The 16,638-nt window shown below is 72.8% G+C and carries 16 protein-coding genes; 8 read left to right on the forward strand and 8 right to left on the reverse strand.

The features are described 5' to 3' along the window. Positions 1–85: 85 nt before the first annotated feature. Positions 86–1,438, reverse strand: coding sequence for a cyclic nucleotide-binding domain-containing protein (locus F7P10_RS24075; protein ID WP_151012461.1), 1,353 nt, complete (start codon positions 1,436–1,438; stop codon positions 86–88). An 833-nt stretch (positions 1,439–2,271) separates the two neighbouring features. Between F7P10_RS24075 and F7P10_RS24080 the strand changes: the two genes are divergently transcribed. The 3 genes from F7P10_RS24080 (at position 2,272) to F7P10_RS24090 (ending at position 5,418) form a co-directional block, all read left to right on the forward strand. Then, positions 2,272–3,144 carry a helix-turn-helix transcriptional regulator gene (locus tag F7P10_RS24080; protein WP_151012463.1) on the forward strand — a complete coding sequence of 291 codons (873 nt, stop codon included), beginning with the start codon at positions 2,272–2,274 and terminating at the stop codon, positions 3,142–3,144. A gap of 255 nt (positions 3,145–3,399) precedes the next feature. Beyond that, positions 3,400–3,612 (forward strand): DUF397 domain-containing protein, encoded by a 213-nt coding sequence (locus tag F7P10_RS24085; protein ID WP_151012465.1) that lies wholly within the window; start codon positions 3,400–3,402, stop codon positions 3,610–3,612. Positions 3,613–3,909: 297 nt separating this feature from the next. Then, positions 3,910–5,418: an alpha/beta hydrolase gene (locus F7P10_RS24090; RefSeq protein ID WP_151012467.1), complete on the forward strand. Its 1,509-nt coding sequence runs from the start codon at positions 3,910–3,912 to the stop codon at positions 5,416–5,418. Between the two features lie 54 nt (positions 5,419–5,472). On the opposite strand, the gene add is transcribed toward F7P10_RS24090, so the two are convergent. From add to F7P10_RS24105, 3 genes are all read right to left on the reverse strand, one after another. After that, positions 5,473–6,447, reverse strand: coding sequence for an adenosine deaminase (add, locus tag F7P10_RS24095; protein ID WP_151012469.1), 975 nt, complete (start codon positions 6,445–6,447; stop codon positions 5,473–5,475). Positions 6,448–6,511: 64 nt separating this feature from the next. Continuing rightward, entirely contained in the window at positions 6,512–7,117 is a 606-nt protein-coding gene (locus tag F7P10_RS24100; RefSeq protein ID WP_254715987.1) for a Uma2 family endonuclease, read from the reverse strand. 47 nt (positions 7,118–7,164) lie between these two features. Continuing rightward, positions 7,165–8,034, reverse strand: a complete 870-nt coding sequence (locus F7P10_RS24105; protein WP_151012471.1) for an A/G-specific adenine glycosylase — start codon at positions 8,032–8,034, stop codon at positions 7,165–7,167. Between the two features lie 69 nt (positions 8,035–8,103). On the opposite strand from F7P10_RS24105, the gene F7P10_RS24110 reads away from it, so the two are divergent. Next, positions 8,104–8,694 (forward strand): hypothetical protein, encoded by a 591-nt coding sequence (locus tag F7P10_RS24110; protein ID WP_151012473.1) that lies wholly within the window; start codon positions 8,104–8,106, stop codon positions 8,692–8,694. Positions 8,695–8,767: 73 nt separating this feature from the next. Here F7P10_RS24110 and disA read toward each other — a convergent pair whose 3' ends face one another. The 4 genes from disA to F7P10_RS24130 form a co-directional block, all read right to left on the reverse strand. Continuing rightward, positions 8,768–9,796, reverse strand: a complete 1,029-nt coding sequence (gene disA, locus F7P10_RS24115) for a DNA integrity scanning diadenylate cyclase DisA (RefSeq protein ID WP_254715988.1) — start codon at positions 9,794–9,796, stop codon at positions 8,768–8,770. 167 nt (positions 9,797–9,963) lie between these two features. Beyond that, positions 9,964–11,388 carry a DNA repair protein RadA gene (gene radA / locus F7P10_RS24120; RefSeq protein ID WP_151012477.1) on the reverse strand — a complete coding sequence of 475 codons (1,425 nt, stop codon included), beginning with the start codon at positions 11,386–11,388 and terminating at the stop codon, positions 9,964–9,966. Between the two features lie 223 nt (positions 11,389–11,611). Beyond that, positions 11,612–12,664: an alpha/beta fold hydrolase gene (locus F7P10_RS24125; protein ID WP_151012479.1), complete on the reverse strand. Its 1,053-nt coding sequence runs from the start codon at positions 12,662–12,664 to the stop codon at positions 11,612–11,614. 114 nt (positions 12,665–12,778) lie between these two features. Then, positions 12,779–13,477 carry a class I SAM-dependent methyltransferase gene (locus tag F7P10_RS24130; protein ID WP_151012481.1) on the reverse strand — a complete coding sequence of 233 codons (699 nt, stop codon included), beginning with the start codon at positions 13,475–13,477 and terminating at the stop codon, positions 12,779–12,781. Between the two features lie 127 nt (positions 13,478–13,604). On the opposite strand from F7P10_RS24130, the gene F7P10_RS24135 reads away from it, so the two are divergent. The 4 genes from F7P10_RS24135 to F7P10_RS24150 are packed head-to-tail and all read left to right on the forward strand — an operon-like array spanning position 13,605 to position 16,584. Continuing rightward, positions 13,605–14,489 (forward strand): sugar phosphate isomerase/epimerase, encoded by an 885-nt coding sequence (locus tag F7P10_RS24135; protein ID WP_151012483.1) that lies wholly within the window; start codon positions 13,605–13,607, stop codon positions 14,487–14,489. After that, complete coding sequence (locus F7P10_RS24140) at positions 14,486–15,070, forward strand: TetR family transcriptional regulator (RefSeq protein ID WP_151012485.1); 585 nt, start codon at positions 14,486–14,488, stop codon at positions 15,068–15,070. The genes F7P10_RS24135 and F7P10_RS24140 overlap by 4 nt, the downstream gene beginning before the upstream one ends. Positions 15,071–15,121: 51 nt before the next feature. Next, complete coding sequence (locus tag F7P10_RS24145) at positions 15,122–15,853, forward strand: ABC transporter ATP-binding protein (protein ID WP_151012487.1); 732 nt, start codon at positions 15,122–15,124, stop codon at positions 15,851–15,853. Then, positions 15,850–16,584 carry an ABC transporter permease gene (locus tag F7P10_RS24150; protein ID WP_151012489.1) on the forward strand — a complete coding sequence of 245 codons (735 nt, stop codon included), beginning with the start codon at positions 15,850–15,852 and terminating at the stop codon, positions 16,582–16,584. Before F7P10_RS24145 ends, F7P10_RS24150 begins: the two co-directional genes overlap by 4 nt. The last annotated feature ends 54 nt before the right edge of the window (positions 16,585–16,638 follow it).

The raw sequence follows: 16,638 nt of genomic DNA on the forward strand, positions 1-16,638 counted from the left end.
GGTCGTGGCCCGGGGGCCGGGCGGGGCCCGGGTGGGGCCGGGGCGGGCCCGCGCGGGGAGCGGGCGCCTGCCGGCCGGTACCGGGTCAGCCGCGGGGGCGCGGCAGCGGGCCACCGAGCAGGTTCATCCAGCCGCTGACCTCCGTCTCCTTCACCTTGCTGGTCATGGGTTCGTAGGCGGCGCGGTCGACGTGGCCGGGGCTGTGCGCGATCACCGACTCGTACACGAACGAGGACGCGATGAACCCGAGGTCGGCGCCGCTGTCCGCCAGCCGCTCCCGGAACGGTCCGGCGTCCAGCAGCCGGGCCGTCTGGATGAGCGGCCAGCCGGACACGCCGTGGCCGTCGGGCGTCACCGGCCCGACGTGCAGGGCGAGCCGGAGCTGGAAGCGGACCAGTTCGCTGGAGCGGCGGTTGTGCCGGTGCAGGCGGGCCGCCAGCCAGGCGATCAGCGGGTCGACGAGGGACGCCGTCGGCACCTCGGGCGGCACGACGATCAGGGCGCCGTCGCCGCGGTCCTCGTAGTAGCAGGCGTCCCACGGCACGTTCGACAGCGTGAACGCCTCCTGCAGCAGCCCGTACATGCTGCTCTTCACGTCGAGGCGGTCGTCGTCGTCGCGGTGCGCGCCGCTGTAGCCCGCGATGTCGGTGAACATGATGGTGCAGTTCTGCCCGGCCCAGTGCGGCGTCTCGCCGCGCCCCAGGGCGGGCTGTGGCCGCGGCCCGTACTGGTGCAGCACGGCATGGTGCGTTCCGTGGACGGGCCCGTGGACCGTCCCATGGCCGGAGGTGCAGCACGGCGGCTGCGGATACAGGTCGACCTGTGGTGCCTGGAGCGGCATGGCGTGGCCGTGCAGGCACACATGGCCCGCGCAGGACTGGATGGGCTCCGGTGCCGCTTCTCCTGGGGCGAGCCCAGGGACGAGCCCTGGAGGTTCGGTGAGCCGCTCGTAAAGCTCGTCTTCCAGGACGGTCAGGACCTCCGGGTGCCGGGTCAGGTAGTCGGCGAACTCGCGCGTCGTCATGACGACGGCGTGGACGTCCTCGAGCGCGACGATCGTCGCGGAGCGGCGCCGCAGGCGCAGCGAGGCGCGCTCGCCGATGATGTCGCCGGGCCCGCGGACGGCGAGTGGCCGCTCCCGCCCGTCCCGCCGGACGCTCACCCGGATCCGGCCGGACCGGATCACGACGACGTGGTCGGCGATCTCTCCCTCGTGCCAGAGCACCTCGCCGAGGGCGTAGCGGGCGGGCTCCGCCGCCGCGAGGAACCCGGCCTGCTGGACGGGCGTCAGGGAACCCCAGAAGTCGTGCCGGGCCATCGGGCCGGCGGCGGCGGACCGGACGGTGCGCCGTGGCCGATGCCGGACGTCCTTGCGGCGGCGTCCGGCGCAGGACGCGGGTGTCGTGCCGGGGGTGTGGTCGCGTACGTGCTCGTCCATCGGATCACCTGCCTCGGCGCCGCGGGGGCGCGGGACGCAGGAGCGGGACGGCGATGGCCGGGGGAAGAATCTTGTACCGAGTTGACATTTTTACCCCTCGAAGGGCGACTCCGTGGCGTTCGCCGGATTCGCTGGGGTGGCCGGGCGAGTCCGGTCGGCCGACGGAAGCCGCATCACCTATAGCCCGTACCGCGAGAGCGCGGTTAGACTGGGTGAGTCCGCAGGAAGCGTTTTACCAGGTCAGTACGGGTGTGTCCGCGTTATCGCAGGGCACCCTCGAGAACCGGTCGGGCGGTTCCGCGGTTCCGGGAGTCGCTCTCCACTTTCCGTCGATCCTCTTGGCTGCCAACCGGTGATCGGCGGGAAGTGGGGGCGACTCTTCTCGTTGTCACGTCTCGTGCGGTCGTTTCGGTCGTCCGAATTGCCGGGAATCGGCATCAACCTCCTCTTCTCTTGTGGTCCGTCCCTTGCGTGTAGATGCGTGTAGATGTGTGCGGATGATCGGGGAGTTCCGGCTCCGTGCCCTTGGCCGATGATCGCCGGAGGCTCACGCTGTGTTCAACTTCTCCTCAGGTCCTGGTCGCATCGTGGTCCATGTCAGTGCGACTCCTGCTAATCTGCTACCTAGCACGCTACAACATCGCGCGTCGACATGCAGCATGCTGCGAGTGGTCGATGTGGGGTTCGGCAACGTGGCAGGAATCCGTTCCATGCGCGTTACACCCTGGATCGCCAGGTCAGATGGCCGGATGACGGCAGGTGATTCGGCAGGTGGCGAGCTGCTAGGTGGCATTTGGACCGATGGCGTCGACTACACAGGGTGAACGATCCAGATGAGCAATGACCAGGGGCCCATCGTTCAGAGCGCGTTGCTGCGCAGCGAACTGGTCCGCCTCCGCAAAGACAAGGGACTGACCCAAGAGCAGGTGGCGGGGCGCCTCGAATGGTCCCCGTCGAAGCTCATCAGGGTCGAAGGCGGAAAGAACGCCATCACCAGAACCGACCTGCAGGCGTTGCTCTCGGTGTACGACGTCACCTCGGAGGCGCGCCAGGAGCGGCTGCAGGCCCTGGCGCGCGGCGCGCGCGAGCCCGCGTGGTGGAACGCCTACAAGGGCGAGTTCGGCGAATCCTTCCTCAACTTCGTGGGATACGCGGCCGGCGCGGCGTACATCCGGCACTTCCACGGAACGGTCGTCCCCGGGCTTCTCCAGACGGAGGAGTACGCGCAGGTGCTGTCGACCGGCATGGTGTCGAACCAGCAGCAGGCGTTCGGAGTCCGGCTGCGCATGCAGCGGCAGCAGGAGCTCGCCGCCAGGGAGAACCCGCCGCGGCAGTCCTACATCCTCGACGAGGCGGTGATCCGGCGCCACGTCGGGATCAAGGCCGACCCCGCGATCATGCCCGCCCAGCTCCGCCATATCGCCGACACCGCCGACCGGGACGAGTTGCTGAGCGTCCGGGTCATCCCCTTCAGCGGCGGTGCGCACCTCGGCATTCACGGACCCTTCTCGATCCTGGAGTTCGAGGGGGGCCTGAGCAACGTCCTCTACCTGGAGGGCAGGCCCGGCGCGGACGCGATGATCACCGGCGACGACCCGCGGATCGCCGACTATCTGGACAATTTCGAGCTTCTCCTCGAGGAGGCGCTGCCCGCCGACGAGTCCGTGGCGATGATCCGGCAGGCCGCCGAGGATCTGATGGCCTGATTCATTGCCCCCGCCCTGACCATCCGGAGGTGACGGCCGAATCCGGCGACCCCAAGGCCAGTAGTGCATACCGTACGCAACGTGACCTTGTGTTCCCGCTGTAGGCGGAATAACCGGGAGCGATTAGACTCGTGCTCGGGAAATTTTCCACAAGGTCGTGGTCTGTTGTGCCCTGCTACTTGGCTCTTGCCCGGTGGGCGCGCCCGCCCGATCGGCTCGTGAGGCGCCCGCCGGAGACGGATGGAGGGTTGCTGAATGGTCTACCGGTCGACGGCGGGGGCGGCACTGAACTGGCGCAAAGGGAGTGCCAGCCGTGAGGGCGGCGAGTGCGTCGAAGTGGCGGCCACCGGCGCCTCGATGCTCGTCCGCGACTCGCGCGATCAGGATTCCGGGATGATCGAGCTCGACCCGGCACAGTGGCGCGGACTCGTGCACGCCATCCGGAACGGGGATCTGGACGGCCGCTGAGTCGCGCGACCCAACCTCCCGCACTTTTCTGAGAATGAGCGAATACCACAATGGAGTGGCCGCTTTGCTGGCACATCTTGGTGAAGGCGGCGACAAACGGTCCGGGCCCGTCGCTTCCATGGCGTCCCTGAGATGCCCCTGACGGCACCCTGAACCGACCCTGAACCCCCTGTTCCCGCTCCCGCACCCCCGCCTAGCGTGATCAAAGTCCTCGAGCACGGGCGCCGAGTCCCGGCCTCCCGCGGGGACCGGCGCCGTCCCCGCAGGACGGCTCCCCCACGCGAAGGGCTGTAGTTCATGCTGCGCAAGAACAGGCGGGTCCGGTGGGCCGCCGGTGCCGCCGCGGGTCTCGTGCTCGCCGGCGGGGGCGTCCCCCTCGCGGGCCGCCCGGCCGAGGCCGCGCCCGCCCCGCCCGTCCCGCACGTCCCGCCACCGATCACCTGGACGGCGTGCGGCGACGACGGGAACGCCCGTTGCGGCACGCTCACGCTGCCCGTCGACCGGGACGAACCGGACGGCGCGACGTTCGGCCTCGCCGTCGCGCGCCGTCCGGCGCTCGACCCGGGCGCCCGCATCGGCACGCTCGTCTTCGGGCCCGGCGGGCCCGGCGACTCGGGCGTCCACCAGATCCTCGAGGGCGACCGGTTCAGCGACGCGCTGCGGCGGCACTTCGACATCGTCAGCTTCGATCCGCGCGGGGTGGGCGGCAGCGCCCCTATCACCTGCGCGCGCGACCTCGTGCGGGCGCAGCCGTCGCCGGTCATGGCGGACCAGGACGACTTCGACGCGACCGTCGCCCACAACGAGCGCCTCCGCGCGGACTGCGCCGAGCGCACCGGCCCGATCTACGGGAACGCCGACACGCTGAGCACCGTCAGGGACCTGGACGCGCTGCGCGAGGCGCTCGGCGAGTCCCGGCTGACGTTCCACGGCAGCTCGTACGGCACGCTCCTCGGCGAGCAGTACGCCGAGACGTACCCGCACCGGGTCCGCGCGATGGTGCTGGAGAGCGTCGTCGACCACAGCCGCCGCGGCGCCGGCGCGTTCCTGACGTCCCAGGCCGCCGCCGCGCAGGACTCGTTCGACGAGTTCGTCGAGTGGTGCGACCGGACGGACGCGTGCGCCCTGCACGGCCGGGACGTCCGCGCCGTCTGGCAGGGGCTGCTGGACCGCGCGCGCCGGGGCGACCTGCCGGGAATGTCGGAAGTCTCCCTCGTCGAGGAGGCCTACAGCGCGTTCTACGGCCCCCGCTGGGCCGAACTCGCGCGGACCCTCGCCGCCCTCGACGCGGGCGACCCGCCGCCCGCGACCTCCACCCCCCGCACCGCCGAACCGACGGCCGGCCCGTCCGACGAAGCCACCGTCCAGGACCCGTTCCTCGGCGTCTTCTGCTCGGACTGGAGCCTCCCGGTGCGCGACCACCGGCACTGGTCGCGGCTGATGCGCCGCGTCGAACGGGTCGCGCCGGACATGACGTACACGCGCCCCGTCCGCGCCGCCGCCGGGTGCATCGGCGCCCCGCGGCCGGTGGCGAACCCGCAGCACCGGCTGGACGTGCGCGGCCTGCGAACGCCGATCCTGCTGTCGAACGCCCGGCACGACCCCGCGTCCGGCCACAACTGGGCGACGAACGTGGCGCGGCAGCTCGGCCGCGAGGGCGTCCTGCTCACCTACGAGGGCGCCGGGCACGGCAGCTACAACCGGAGCGACTGCATGCGGCGGACGATCGACCGCTACCTCATCGACCTGGACGTTCCGGCACGCGGCACGACCTGTCCACCCGTCCCGGCGGGCTCGGCGGCCTGAGCTACGGGGCCGGGGCCGGACGGCCGTCTCGACGCGGGCCGCGGGACGTGCGGGTCAGGGGGCGGCCAGCCAGGCGTCGATCTCGGCGTGCAGCCGGGCCTTGGTCGCGGACGGCGCGAAGGAGGCGTCGACGCCGGTGCGGGCGAGCTCGGCGAGGACGGCGTCGTCGTAGCCGAAGGCGTCGCGGACGTGCGCGTACTCGGCGGCCAGCGGCGTCCCGATCAGGGCGGGGATGTCGGTGTTGAGCGTGACGAGGAGACCGGCGGCGCGCAGCGCGGGCAGCGGGTGCTCGGCGAGGGACGGGGCGAAGCCGAGCGCGACGTTGGACGACGGGCACACCTCCAGCGGCACGCGGCGCTCGCGGACCTCGGCGACGAGGTCGGGGTCCTCGAGGACGCGGATGCCGTGCCCGAGCCGTTCGGTGCGTCCCGGGCCGAGCGCCTGCCGGATGCTCGCGGGCCCCTCGCCCTCGCCCGCGTGGTGGACGACGTGGAGCCCGGCGTCGCACGCCGCGGCGAAGACGCCGGCGAACGGGTCGCCCGGGTGGGACTCGTCGCCCGCGAGGCCGATCGCGACGACGCCGTCGTGGCGCCGGGCCAGGTCGAGGGTGCGCCGGGCGCGCTCGACGGGCCGGCGCCGCGAGTGGTCGAGCAGCAGCCGGCACTCGACGCCGAACGCCTCGCGTCCCGCGTCGAGGCCCTCGAGGACGGCCGCCAGCGGCATGCCGAGATCGCCGAGGCGCTCGCCGTGCGCGGCGGCCGTGAACGACGGCTCGGCGTAGCGGGTGCCCTGCGCGGCCTCGTCGGCGCAGAACTCGTAGGCGATGCGGCGGAAGTCGTCCGGGCGCCGCAGGCACGCGCGGACGAGGTCGTTCTGCGCGAAGAACGCGTCGAACCCGCCGAACGCGCCCACGCGGTCGGGCACCCGGACGCCGTTGGCGGCGCCGATCTCGCGGAGGGTGTCCCACCGGACGGTGCTCTCCAGGTGGACGTGCAGGTGGGCCTTCGGCAGGGACAGCAGATCGCGCACCCGCCGCACGCTACGGCCCGCACGCACCGCGAAGCCACCGGATTTCCGCCGGGGCGGGGCGGGGTCAGGAGGCCGGCCGGTGCCTGACCAGAGTCGTCAGGTCGATGTCGATCGGAAAAGGAACGTCGGCCTTGAGGCGGTCACGGGCGATCGCGGTGGCGACGTAGGCGCCGGTCGCCTTGTCGAGTTCGAGAGTATGGAGGACCGGCCGCTCGTGCTCTTTCTCGACCAGCCAGTAGTGCTCGATTCCGGCCGCGGCGTACTTGGTGCGTTTGGTGTCGCGGTCCCGGTCTTCGGATTCGTCGGACACCACCTCCACGACGAGGATCACCTCGTTCGGGAGATAGAAGGTGCGTCGCGACCCTTCTTCGGGCACGTGGAAGATGACGATGTCGGGTTCGGGACGTTGACGTTCTCCCAGCTTGACGCTCATCTCCGTCTCCACGCCCAGGTCGGCGGGCGCCGCGTCCTCCAGCGCGTTGGCCAGGCGGCGGACGACCTGGCTGTGGAAACTCGTCTGGGGGGACATCATGATGAGCGCTCCGTCGATCATCTCCATGCGTGGAGCGCCGGGGGGCAGTTCGTCCAGATGGTCCGCCGTCCAACCTTCAGGTGGGGGACGCAGCCAATCGGGCACCTGATCCGCGATCATGACGCTCTCCTGGGTCATCGACTCGATTTTATAGTGACACACGCGGCCCAGGATGCGGTTTCGGGTCAGCCGGGGAGGGCGTAGCGGCCGTCGTCGAGGGGGTCGACGAGGCCGTCGGCGACGAGCGCGTCGAGGGCCCGTTCGCGCTGGACGGCGTCGGACCAGACGACGTCCAGCGCCGGCTTCCCGACCGGGCCGTCGGCGTCGCGCAGGACGGCGAGGAGGCGGCCGCGGCACTGCCGGTCGGTGCCCGCGTACGTCTGGCCGCGGCGGGGCGGGCCCGCGTGCGCGGGACGGCCGTCGAGGTGCCAGCGGCAGCGGTCCAGGACGGGGCAGTCGGCGCAGCGGGGCGAGCGGGCGGTGCAGACGAGGGCGCCGAGCTCCATGACCGCGACGGCCCAGCGCGCGGCGGTCGGCGCGGCGTCCGGCAGCAGCGACTCGGCGAGCCGCACCTCGGCCCTGGTCTGCGACTTCGGCGGGTACTCCTCGCCCGACACCAGCCGGGACAGGACGCGGCGGACGTTGGTGTCGAGGACGGCGTGCCGCTGCCCGAACGCGAAGCTGGCGACGGCCGCGGCGGTGTAGCCGCCGATGCCGGGGAGGGCGAGCAGGTCGGCGTGCGCGTCGGGGACCTCGCCGCCGTGCCGCTCGACGATCGCGCGGGCGGTCTCGTGCAACCGCAGGGCGCGCCGCGGGTAGCCGAGCCGGCCCCAGGCGCGGACGGCCTCGCCGGACGGTTCGGCGGCGAGCGCGGCGGGCGTCGGCCAGCGCTCCATCCAGGCGTGCCAGACCGGCAGGACCCGGGCGACCGGCGTCTGCTGGAGCATGATCTCGCTGACCAGCACGCCCCACGGCGTCGCGCCGTCCGCGCGCCACGGCAGGTCGCGGGCGTTGGCGTCGTACCAGGCGATGATCGAGTCGGTGTAAGAGGTCATGGCGGACGGCCATTGTGGCACGCGGCGGGTCTGCTCTTCTTTCCGTTTCGGTCCTTGCATACTGACCGCATGGAGATCGACACGGATGGTGATGACGGCGACCGGTACTGGCGCCGCCGCGCCGTGGCGCTCGCCGGGGTCCTCGGCGTCGTGATCATGCTGGCCTGGGGGTGCGTGGGCGGGACGGACGACGAGCCCGTCACCCGGACGGTCGCCGGGCCCGCGACGCCGCCGCCCCCGCCGACCGCGATGCCGACCGTCACCGTCACCGTGACGACGACCCCGACCCCGGCGGAGGACGGCGCCGGCTGCGCGGAGGACGACGTCGTCGTGACGCTCGACGCCGCGCGGAAGGCGTACGCGAAAGGCGAGAAGCCGGCGTTCCGGGTCACGGTCGTGAACACGGCCGGGAACGTGTGCGAGTTCGACGCCGGATCGCTGGACCTGCGGATCACGTCGGGCGACGACCGGATCTGGTCGTCCGCCGGATGCCGCGCGGGGGACGCGGCGCGGGTGTCGCTGCGCCGCGGCGTCCCCTACGTCCGGGAGATCGTGTGGGACCGGCGCCGCGGCTGCGACGGGACGGGCGCCCGGCCCGGGACGTACGTCGCCGACCTGCACGACCGGAAGGGCAAGCGGCAGGTGTTCCGGCTCCGCTGACCCGCGCCGGACGCGGGCGCCGGCCAGCGCCGGACGCGGTGTCGGCCAGCGCCGGACGCGGTGTCGGCCAGCGTCAGACGTAGCGTTCCAGGATCGACGACTCGGCCAGGCGGGACAGCCCCTCGCGGACGCTGCGGGCCCGCGACTCGCCGACGCCGCCGACGGCCTGCAGGTCGTCGATGCTGGCGGCGAGCAGCTTCTGCAGGCCGCCGAAGTGCTCGACGAGCCGCTCGACGACCATGCTCGGCAGCCGCGGGACCTTCGCGAGCAGCCGGAACCCCTTCGGGCTGACGGGCAGGTCGAGCGCGTCGGGCCCGGCGAAGCCCATCACCTCGGCGACCGTGGACAGGTCGAGCAGCTCGTTGGCCGACAGGACGTCGAGGGCGGCGAGGATCGCGTTGACGCCGCGGGTCCGGGTGTCGTCGGACGGGTAGTCCCGGACGATCAGCTCCCGGTCGATGTCGACGCCCGAGACCAGCTCGTCCAGCTGCAGGGACAGCAGCCGCCCGTCGGTGCCCAGCTCGACGACGTACCCCTCGATCTCGTCGGCGATGCGGCGCACCATCTCGAGGCGCTGCACGACCGCGCTGACGTCCCGGACGGTGACGAGGTCCTCGATCTCGAGGGCGGACAGCGTCCCGGACACCTCGTCGAGCCGCAGCTTGTACCGCTCGAGCGTCGCGAGGGCCTGGTTGGCCTTGGACAGGATGGCCGCCGAGTCCTCCAGGACGTAGCGGATCCCGTCGAGGTACAGCGCGATGATGTGCATCGACTGGCTGACCGAGATCACCGGGTGCGCGGTCTGCCGAGCGACGCGCTCGGCGGTGCGGTGCCGGGTGCCCGACTCCTCGGTCGGGATCGTGGAGTCCGGCACGAGGTGCACGGCGGCGCGCACGATGCGGCTGTTGCCGGTGCCGAGGACGATCGCGCCGTCCATCTTCGCCAGCTCGCGCAGCCGCGTCGCGGAGAACTCGACGTCGAGCTCGAACCCGCCCGAGCACAGCTCGGCGACCAGCTCGTCGTAGCCGAGCACGATCAGCGCGCCGGTGTGGCCCCGCAGGATGCGCTCCAGACCGTCCCTGATCTGGGTGCCCGGAGCCACCGCGGCGAGCGTGGCGCGGCGTCGTTCGTCATGGGACTTGTCGTGTGCTGGCACCTGGCCCCCGGAGGTCGCTGGACGGCGTCAGTTTACCGAGCGGCCCCGTTCGCCGGTTCCTCCCCTGGTCGCAACCGGGGGCCGCACCGGGTAATACTCTGGCGCTACCCGCGTCACGGCGCGGTAAAGGCGACTTGCAAAGCCTGCTGCAGGCTGTCGACCTCCATCACTTTCATCCCCTCGTAGCTGGAAAGCTGCGGGTCGGCTTTCTTCAACGGGGACCCGTCGGCCAGTTCCAGCGATCCGCGCGGCACCACCGCGTGCTTGAACCCGAGCCGCGCGGCCTCCGCGAGCCGCCGCTGGACGCCCGGCACCACCCGCGCCTCCCCGGCCAGCCCGACCTCCCCGAGCGCGATCAGGCTGCTCGACAGCGACTGCTCGACGGTCGAGCCCGCGACGGACAGCGCCAGCGCGAGGTCCACCGACGTCTCGGAGAGCCGCACGCCGCCGACCGTCGACACGTAGACGTCCTGCTCGTGCATCGAGATCTTGCAGCGCTGCGCGAGGACGGCCAGCACCATCGCCACCCGCGACGTGTCGAGCCCCGAGGTCGCGCGGCGCGGCGCCGGCAGGTGCGACTTCGCCACGAGCGCCTGCACTTCGGCGACGAGCGGTCGCCGGCCCTCCAGCGTCACGGTGACGCACGTCCCCGGGACCGGCTCCTCGCGCCGGGTGAGGAACAGCCCGCTCGGGTCGGGCAGCCCGACGATGCCGACCTCCGACAGGTCGAAGCAGCCCAGCTCGTCCGTGGGCCCGTACCGGTTCTTGACCGCCCGGATCATCCGCAGCCGCGAGTGCCGGTCGCCCTCGAAGTACAGGACGACGTCCACGAGATGCTCGAGCAGCCGGGGGCCCGCGATCGCCCCCTCCTTCGTGACGTGCCCGACGAGCACGACCGTGATGCCCCGCTCCTTCGCGACCCGGATGAGGTTCGCCGCGACCTCCCGGATCTGCGTGACGCCGCCGGGCGCCCCGTCCACCTCCGACGTCCCGATCGTCTGGATCGAGTCCACGACCATCAGCGTGGGCTCCACCGCGTCGACGTGCCCGAGCACCGCCGACAGCTCCGTCTCCGCCGCGAGGTACAGCTCGTCGGTGATCGCACCCACCCGGTCGGCCCGCAGCCGCACCTGCTCGGCCGATTCCTCGCCCGTCACGTACAGGACGCGCTTGGTCTCCCCGTCATCGCCCTTCTCGGACGCGAGGGCCGCGACCTCCAGCAGCAGCGTCGACTTGCCGATCCCCGGCTCGCCCGCGAGCAGCAGCACCGCCCCGGGGACGATGCCGCCGCCGAGCACCCGGTCGAGTTCGTCCAGCCCGGTGGGCCGGGACCGCGCGGACCGCACGTCGACCTGCCCGATCGGCCGCGCGGGCGTGCTGACCGGCCCGGCGCTCACCACCCGCGCGGGCGTCGCCGAGGCCCCCTCGATGACCGTCCCCCAGGTCTGGCACTCCCCGCACCGCCCGACCCACTTGGACGTCTGCCACCCGCACTCCGAGCACCGGTAGGCCGCCTTGGCCGCCTTCGCCTTAGCCATAAGGAGGAAGCCTAGAGCCCGCCACCGACACCGTTCGTCCGAGCGCGTCCATCCGGCCCGAAGCCGAGCAGAACCGCCCGACGTGCCCCTGCACGGCGCGGCCCGTCCAGGGCGGCCCGTGCCGCTGCGGGGCCATCCGGAGGCTGGGCTGCCGGCGGCTCAACCCCGCGCGGCCGTAGGGCGCCCCGCGCCCGGAGGCCGTGCGGGGAACGCCCGCGCGGTCTCAGGCGGTCTTTCGGGCGCGCTCGATGAGGTCGGCGAGGTGGTCGGCGACGATGGCGGGGCGTTCGAGCATGGCCATGTGGCCGGCGGTGGGGACGACCTCGAGGCGGGCGTTCGGGACGCAGTCGGCGATCTTGAGGCTGTGCTCGACCGGGGTGAGCATGTCGTTCTCGCCGCCGATGACGAGGGTGTCGGCGGCGCCGAGGCGGCCGCAGTCGCTGATGATCTCGGCGGTGATCATGGCGCGGAGGAAGTCGGCGAGGGCGTCCATGCGGGTGTCGGCCATCATCTGCTCGCCGAAGGCGACGGCGGCGGGGGAGGCGTCGGGGCCGAAGGCGAGGAGGTCCTCGACGAGCATGGACGCGGCGCGGCCGAGGTGGCGGACGCGCTCGATGGCGGCGGAGCCGGCGCCGGCGGCGTGCAGGGCGCGGGGCAGGACGCGCTGGGTGGTGCGGGCGACGAACGCGGGCAGCCCGAGGGTGACCTGGCCGAGGCCGCCGGAGGACGTGCACAGCAGGCCGGTGGCGACGACCTTGCGGCCGATGAGGTCGGGGTTCGCGTCGGCGAACCGCATCGTGGTCATGCCGCCCATGGAGTGGCCGACGAGGACGACGGGGGTGTCGGCGGGGACGGTCGCGTCGATGACGGCGCCGAGGTCGGCGGCGAGCTGGTCGAAGGTGTGGCGGTCGCGGGCGCCGCCGTCGGAGCGGCCGTGGCCGCGCTGGTCCCAGAAGACGAGCCGGCCGAGGCCGCGCAGGGCCTTGCGCTGGAAGTGCCAGGAGTCCTGGGTGAGGGTCCAGCCGTGGGAGAACACGACGGCGAGGTCGGTGCGGTCGCCGCCGTCGACCTCGGCGTAGAGGCGGGTGCCGTCGTCGGCGCGGACGGGGACCGGGCGGCCGCGCAGGGAGCCGAAGGGTTCGCCGGCGTGCGGGTCGGGACGCAGCTGGAGGCGGCGGACGGCGCGGCGCTGCGCGGCCAGCCCGGCGCCGGCGCCGGCCGCGCCGAGCGCGGTGGCGGTCAGGATGGTGCGGCTCGTCGTGGCGACTCGGCCCATGGCCGGTTCCTCCCGTTCAGGTCGCGCCCCCCGGACGGGGCGTGCGCCGATTGTTGTACAGGTCGTCCAGTAGGGCCAGGGGCGGCCCTCGAATGTGACCGACTAGTCAGTAACTCACGGGCAACGCCACCATAGATTGACGGCGTAGTCGACTTCGAGCCCCTCGTGCTCGGCCAGCGCGTCGGCGGCGAGGTCCGGCGGGAACTCGATGTGCAGGACGGCGGCGAGGTCGCGGCGGTCGTCGAAGCGCCAGCGGATCGTCAGCGGCTCGCGGGCGAACCCGCGGCGCGTCCAGAACCGCTCGACGGCGTCCGGGTCGTACTTCGGCAGGCCGCGCCGGAACCAGCGGCCGAACGTGGAGCGGGTCGCGTCGTTGTCGATGATGAAGATCGCGCCGCCGCGCCGGACGACCCGGTCCAGTTCGGCGAGCCCGGGTTCGCAGCCGGGCCCGAAGAAGTAGGCCCACCGCGCGTGCACGACGTCGACGGAGGCGTCCGGGAGCGGGAGGGCCTGGGCGGTGCCGACGCGGACGGTGACGTTCGGCGCGTCCCGGGCGCGGCGCGCGGCGGCCGCGGCGAGGGCCGCGTGCGGTTCGACCCCGACGACGCGCGCGGCGTCCGCGGCGAAGAACGGCAGGTGGTAGCCGGTGCCGCAGCCGAGATCGAGGACGGTCGCGCCCGTCCAGGGACGGATCGCGCGCATCGCCGCGGGCAGGATCCCGTCGGGGTCGACGGCGCGGTTCTCCAGCTCGTAGACCTGCGGGGAGTTCCAGATGTTGGGGCTCGGCACGGCGCCCGGAGCGATCTCGGCCACGTGGACAGAGCGTAGCCGGACGGGCGGGACGCGGCGGGGATCACCCGGGGCGAAGGTTTCAACGGGCCCGTCGGCGCATAGGCTTTCCGTACGAACACTGCCGAGCGATCACTGTGGCGAGGATGCCTTGACCCCGCAGCACAACGGCGCCTTCTCTCCGGCACTCCGGGTGCCCGACGCCCCGATCACGCTGTCCACGGCATCGGTCTACCCCGAGAAGGTGCCGAGCGCGTTCGAGATCGCCGCGCTGCTCGGCTACGACGGCGTCGAGGTCATGGTCTCGACGGACGCGTCCTCGCAGGACCTCAACGTCCTGCGCCGCCTCTCCGACTACCACCAGGTCCCGATCAAGTCGATCCACGCGCCCTGCCTGCTGCTCACCCAGCGGGTGTGGGGGCGCGAGCCGTGGGGCAAGCTGGTGCGCTCCAAGGAGGTCGCGGAGGAGCTGGGCGCCGAGGTCGTGGTCGTGCACCCGCCGTTCCGGTGGCAGCGCGACTACGCCCGCGACTTCGTCGGCGGCCTCGCCCGCATGCAGGACGAGACCGACGTCCTGTTCGCGGTGGAGAACATGTTCCCGCTGAAGGCGCGGGGCGCCGAGGCCGGCATGTACCTGCCCGACTGGGATCCGGTCGACCAGGACTACCCGTTCGTCACGCTCGACCTGTCGCACACGGCGGTGTCCGGTTCGGACGCCATCGACATGGCCGGGCGGCTGGGCGACCGGCTGCGGCACATCCACCTCGCGGACGGCGTCGGCATCACGAACAAGGACGAGCACCTCGTCCCGGGACGGGGCACGCAGCCGTGCGGCCCGATGCTGGAGACGCTCGCCGAGACGGGCTTCGGCGGGCACATCGTGCTCGAGGTCAACACGCGCCGCGCGTCCAACCGCGCCGAGCGCGTCGAGGACCTGGCCGAGGCCCTCGCCTTCGCCCGCCTGCACCTCGCCGCCGCCGACCGGACCTGGGAGGTCACCTCCGGCGGTGAGGTCAGCCGCCGGAGCACCCGGTGACGACGCGCGCGGCGCGCGGGCCCGGCCGGCGGCCGGGGCAGAGCGAGACGCGCGCGGCGATCCTCGGGGCGGCGCGCGAGCTGTTCGCCGAGAAGGGCTACGACGGGGCGTCGCTGCGGGCGATCGCGCGGGCGGCGGACGTCGATCCGGCGCTCGTGCACCACTTCTTCGGCAACAAGGAGGGCGTGTTCATCGAGGCCATGCGCTTCCCGGTGGACCCGTCCGTCCTGCTGCCGCGCATCCTGGACGCGCCCGCCGAGCGGCGCGGCGAGGCGATGGCGCGCGTGTTCCTGAGCATCTGGGAGGACCCCGAGCGCCGCGCGCCCCTGCTGGCGATGCTGCGCTCGGCGATGACGAACGAGCGCGCGGCGGCGCTGCTGCGCGAGTTCCTCAGCAGCGCCCTGTTCGCCCGCGCGGGCGAGGCGACCGACGTCCCGCGGCTGCGGCTGCAGGCGGCGGCCGGGCAGATGGTCGGCATGATGATCCTGCGGTACGTGGTGCGCGTCGAGCCGCTCGCGTCCGCCTCGGAGGACGAGATGGTCGAGCTGGTCGCACCCGTCCTGCAGCGCTATCTGGACTGAACCGGTCCCGGTTCCCTTGACCGGGCCGCCGCGCGGACTTAAATTCAACACATGATGAGTTCCACTCCGGCGGTGAGCGTGCGGGACCTGCGGGTCGCGCGCGGCGGCAGGGACGTCCTGCACGGGCTCACCTTCGACGTGCCGCAGGGATCGGTGGTCGGGCTGCTCGGGCCGAGCGGGTGCGGCAAGACGACGCTGCTGCGCGCCCTCGTCGGCGTGCAGATCGTCGCGGGCGGCGAGGTGACGGTGCTCGGCGAGCCCGCCGGGTCGCCCGGCCTGCGGCGGCGCGTCGGGTACTCGACGCAGACCCCCGCCGTCTACGCGGACCTCAGCGTCGCCGAGAACCTGCGCTACTTCGCGTCCGTCCTGCGGGCCCCGCGCTCCGACGTCGACCGCGTCGTCGCCGAGGTCGGCCTCGGCGGCAGCCGCGACCAGGTCGCCGGGACGCTGTCGGGCGGGCAGCTCAGCCGCGCGAACCTCGCCGTCGCGCTGCTCGGCTCCCCGGACCTGCTCGTCCTGGACGAGCCGACCGTCGGCCTCGACCCCGTGCTCCGGCAGGAGCTGTGGGAGCTGTTCCGCGGCCTGGCCGACCGGGGCACGACGCTGCTCGTCTCCAGCCACGTGATGGACGAGGCGGGCCGCACCGACCGGCTCCTGCTGATGCGCGAGGGACGGATCCTCGCCGACGGCACCCCGGACGGCCTGCGCGCCCGCACCGGCGTCGACGACCTCGAAGGGGCCTTCCTGCACCTGATCGCCGCGACCACCGGGAGCCCGGCATGAACCCCGCGATCACGCTGGCCACCACGCGCCGGATCCTCGCGCAGCTCCGCAACGACCGCCGCACGCTGGCGCTGCTCGTGCTGGTGCCGTCCGTCCTGATGATCCTGCTCCGGTACGTGTTCGACCGGCCCGAGCTGTTCGACCGGCTCGGCCCGATGCTGCTCGGCGTCTTCCCGTTCGTGATCATGTTCGTGGTGACGAGCGTCGCGACCCTGCGCGAGCGCACGAGCGGCACCCTCGAACGCCTGATGACGATGCCCGTCGGCAAGCTCGACCTGCTGCTCGGCTACGCGCTCGCGTTCGGGCTCGTCGCGCTCGTCCAGGTCGGGGTGGTGCTGGCGATCTCGCTGACCTGGCTCGGCCTCGACCTGACCGGCTCGCTCGGCTCGCTCGTCCTCGTCGCGGTGCTGGACGCGCTGCTCGGCATGGCGCTCGGCCTGTTCGCGAGCGCGTTCGCGCGCACCGAGTTCCAGGCCGTCCAGTTCATGCCCGCGTTCGTCCTGCCGCAGACGCTGCTGTGCGGGCTGATCATGCCGCGCGAGCAGATGGCCTCCTGGCTGGAGGCGATCTCCACCGTGCTGCCGCTGACCTACGCCGTCGAGGGCATGCAGGAGATCACGGGGGAGGGCGGCTTCACCGGGACGCTCGCCGCCGACGTCGCCGTCATCGCCGGGTTCACGCTCGTCGCGCTGCTGCTCGGCGCGGTCACCCTGCGCCGCCGCACCGCCTGAGCCGTCCGGACGGAACCGGACACTTGACCTCAAGTGCCCCGACTCGCCCGGTCC

Source organism: Actinomadura sp. WMMB 499 (assembly GCF_008824145.1).
Lineage (GTDB): Bacteria > Actinomycetota > Actinomycetes > Streptosporangiales > Streptosporangiaceae > Spirillospora.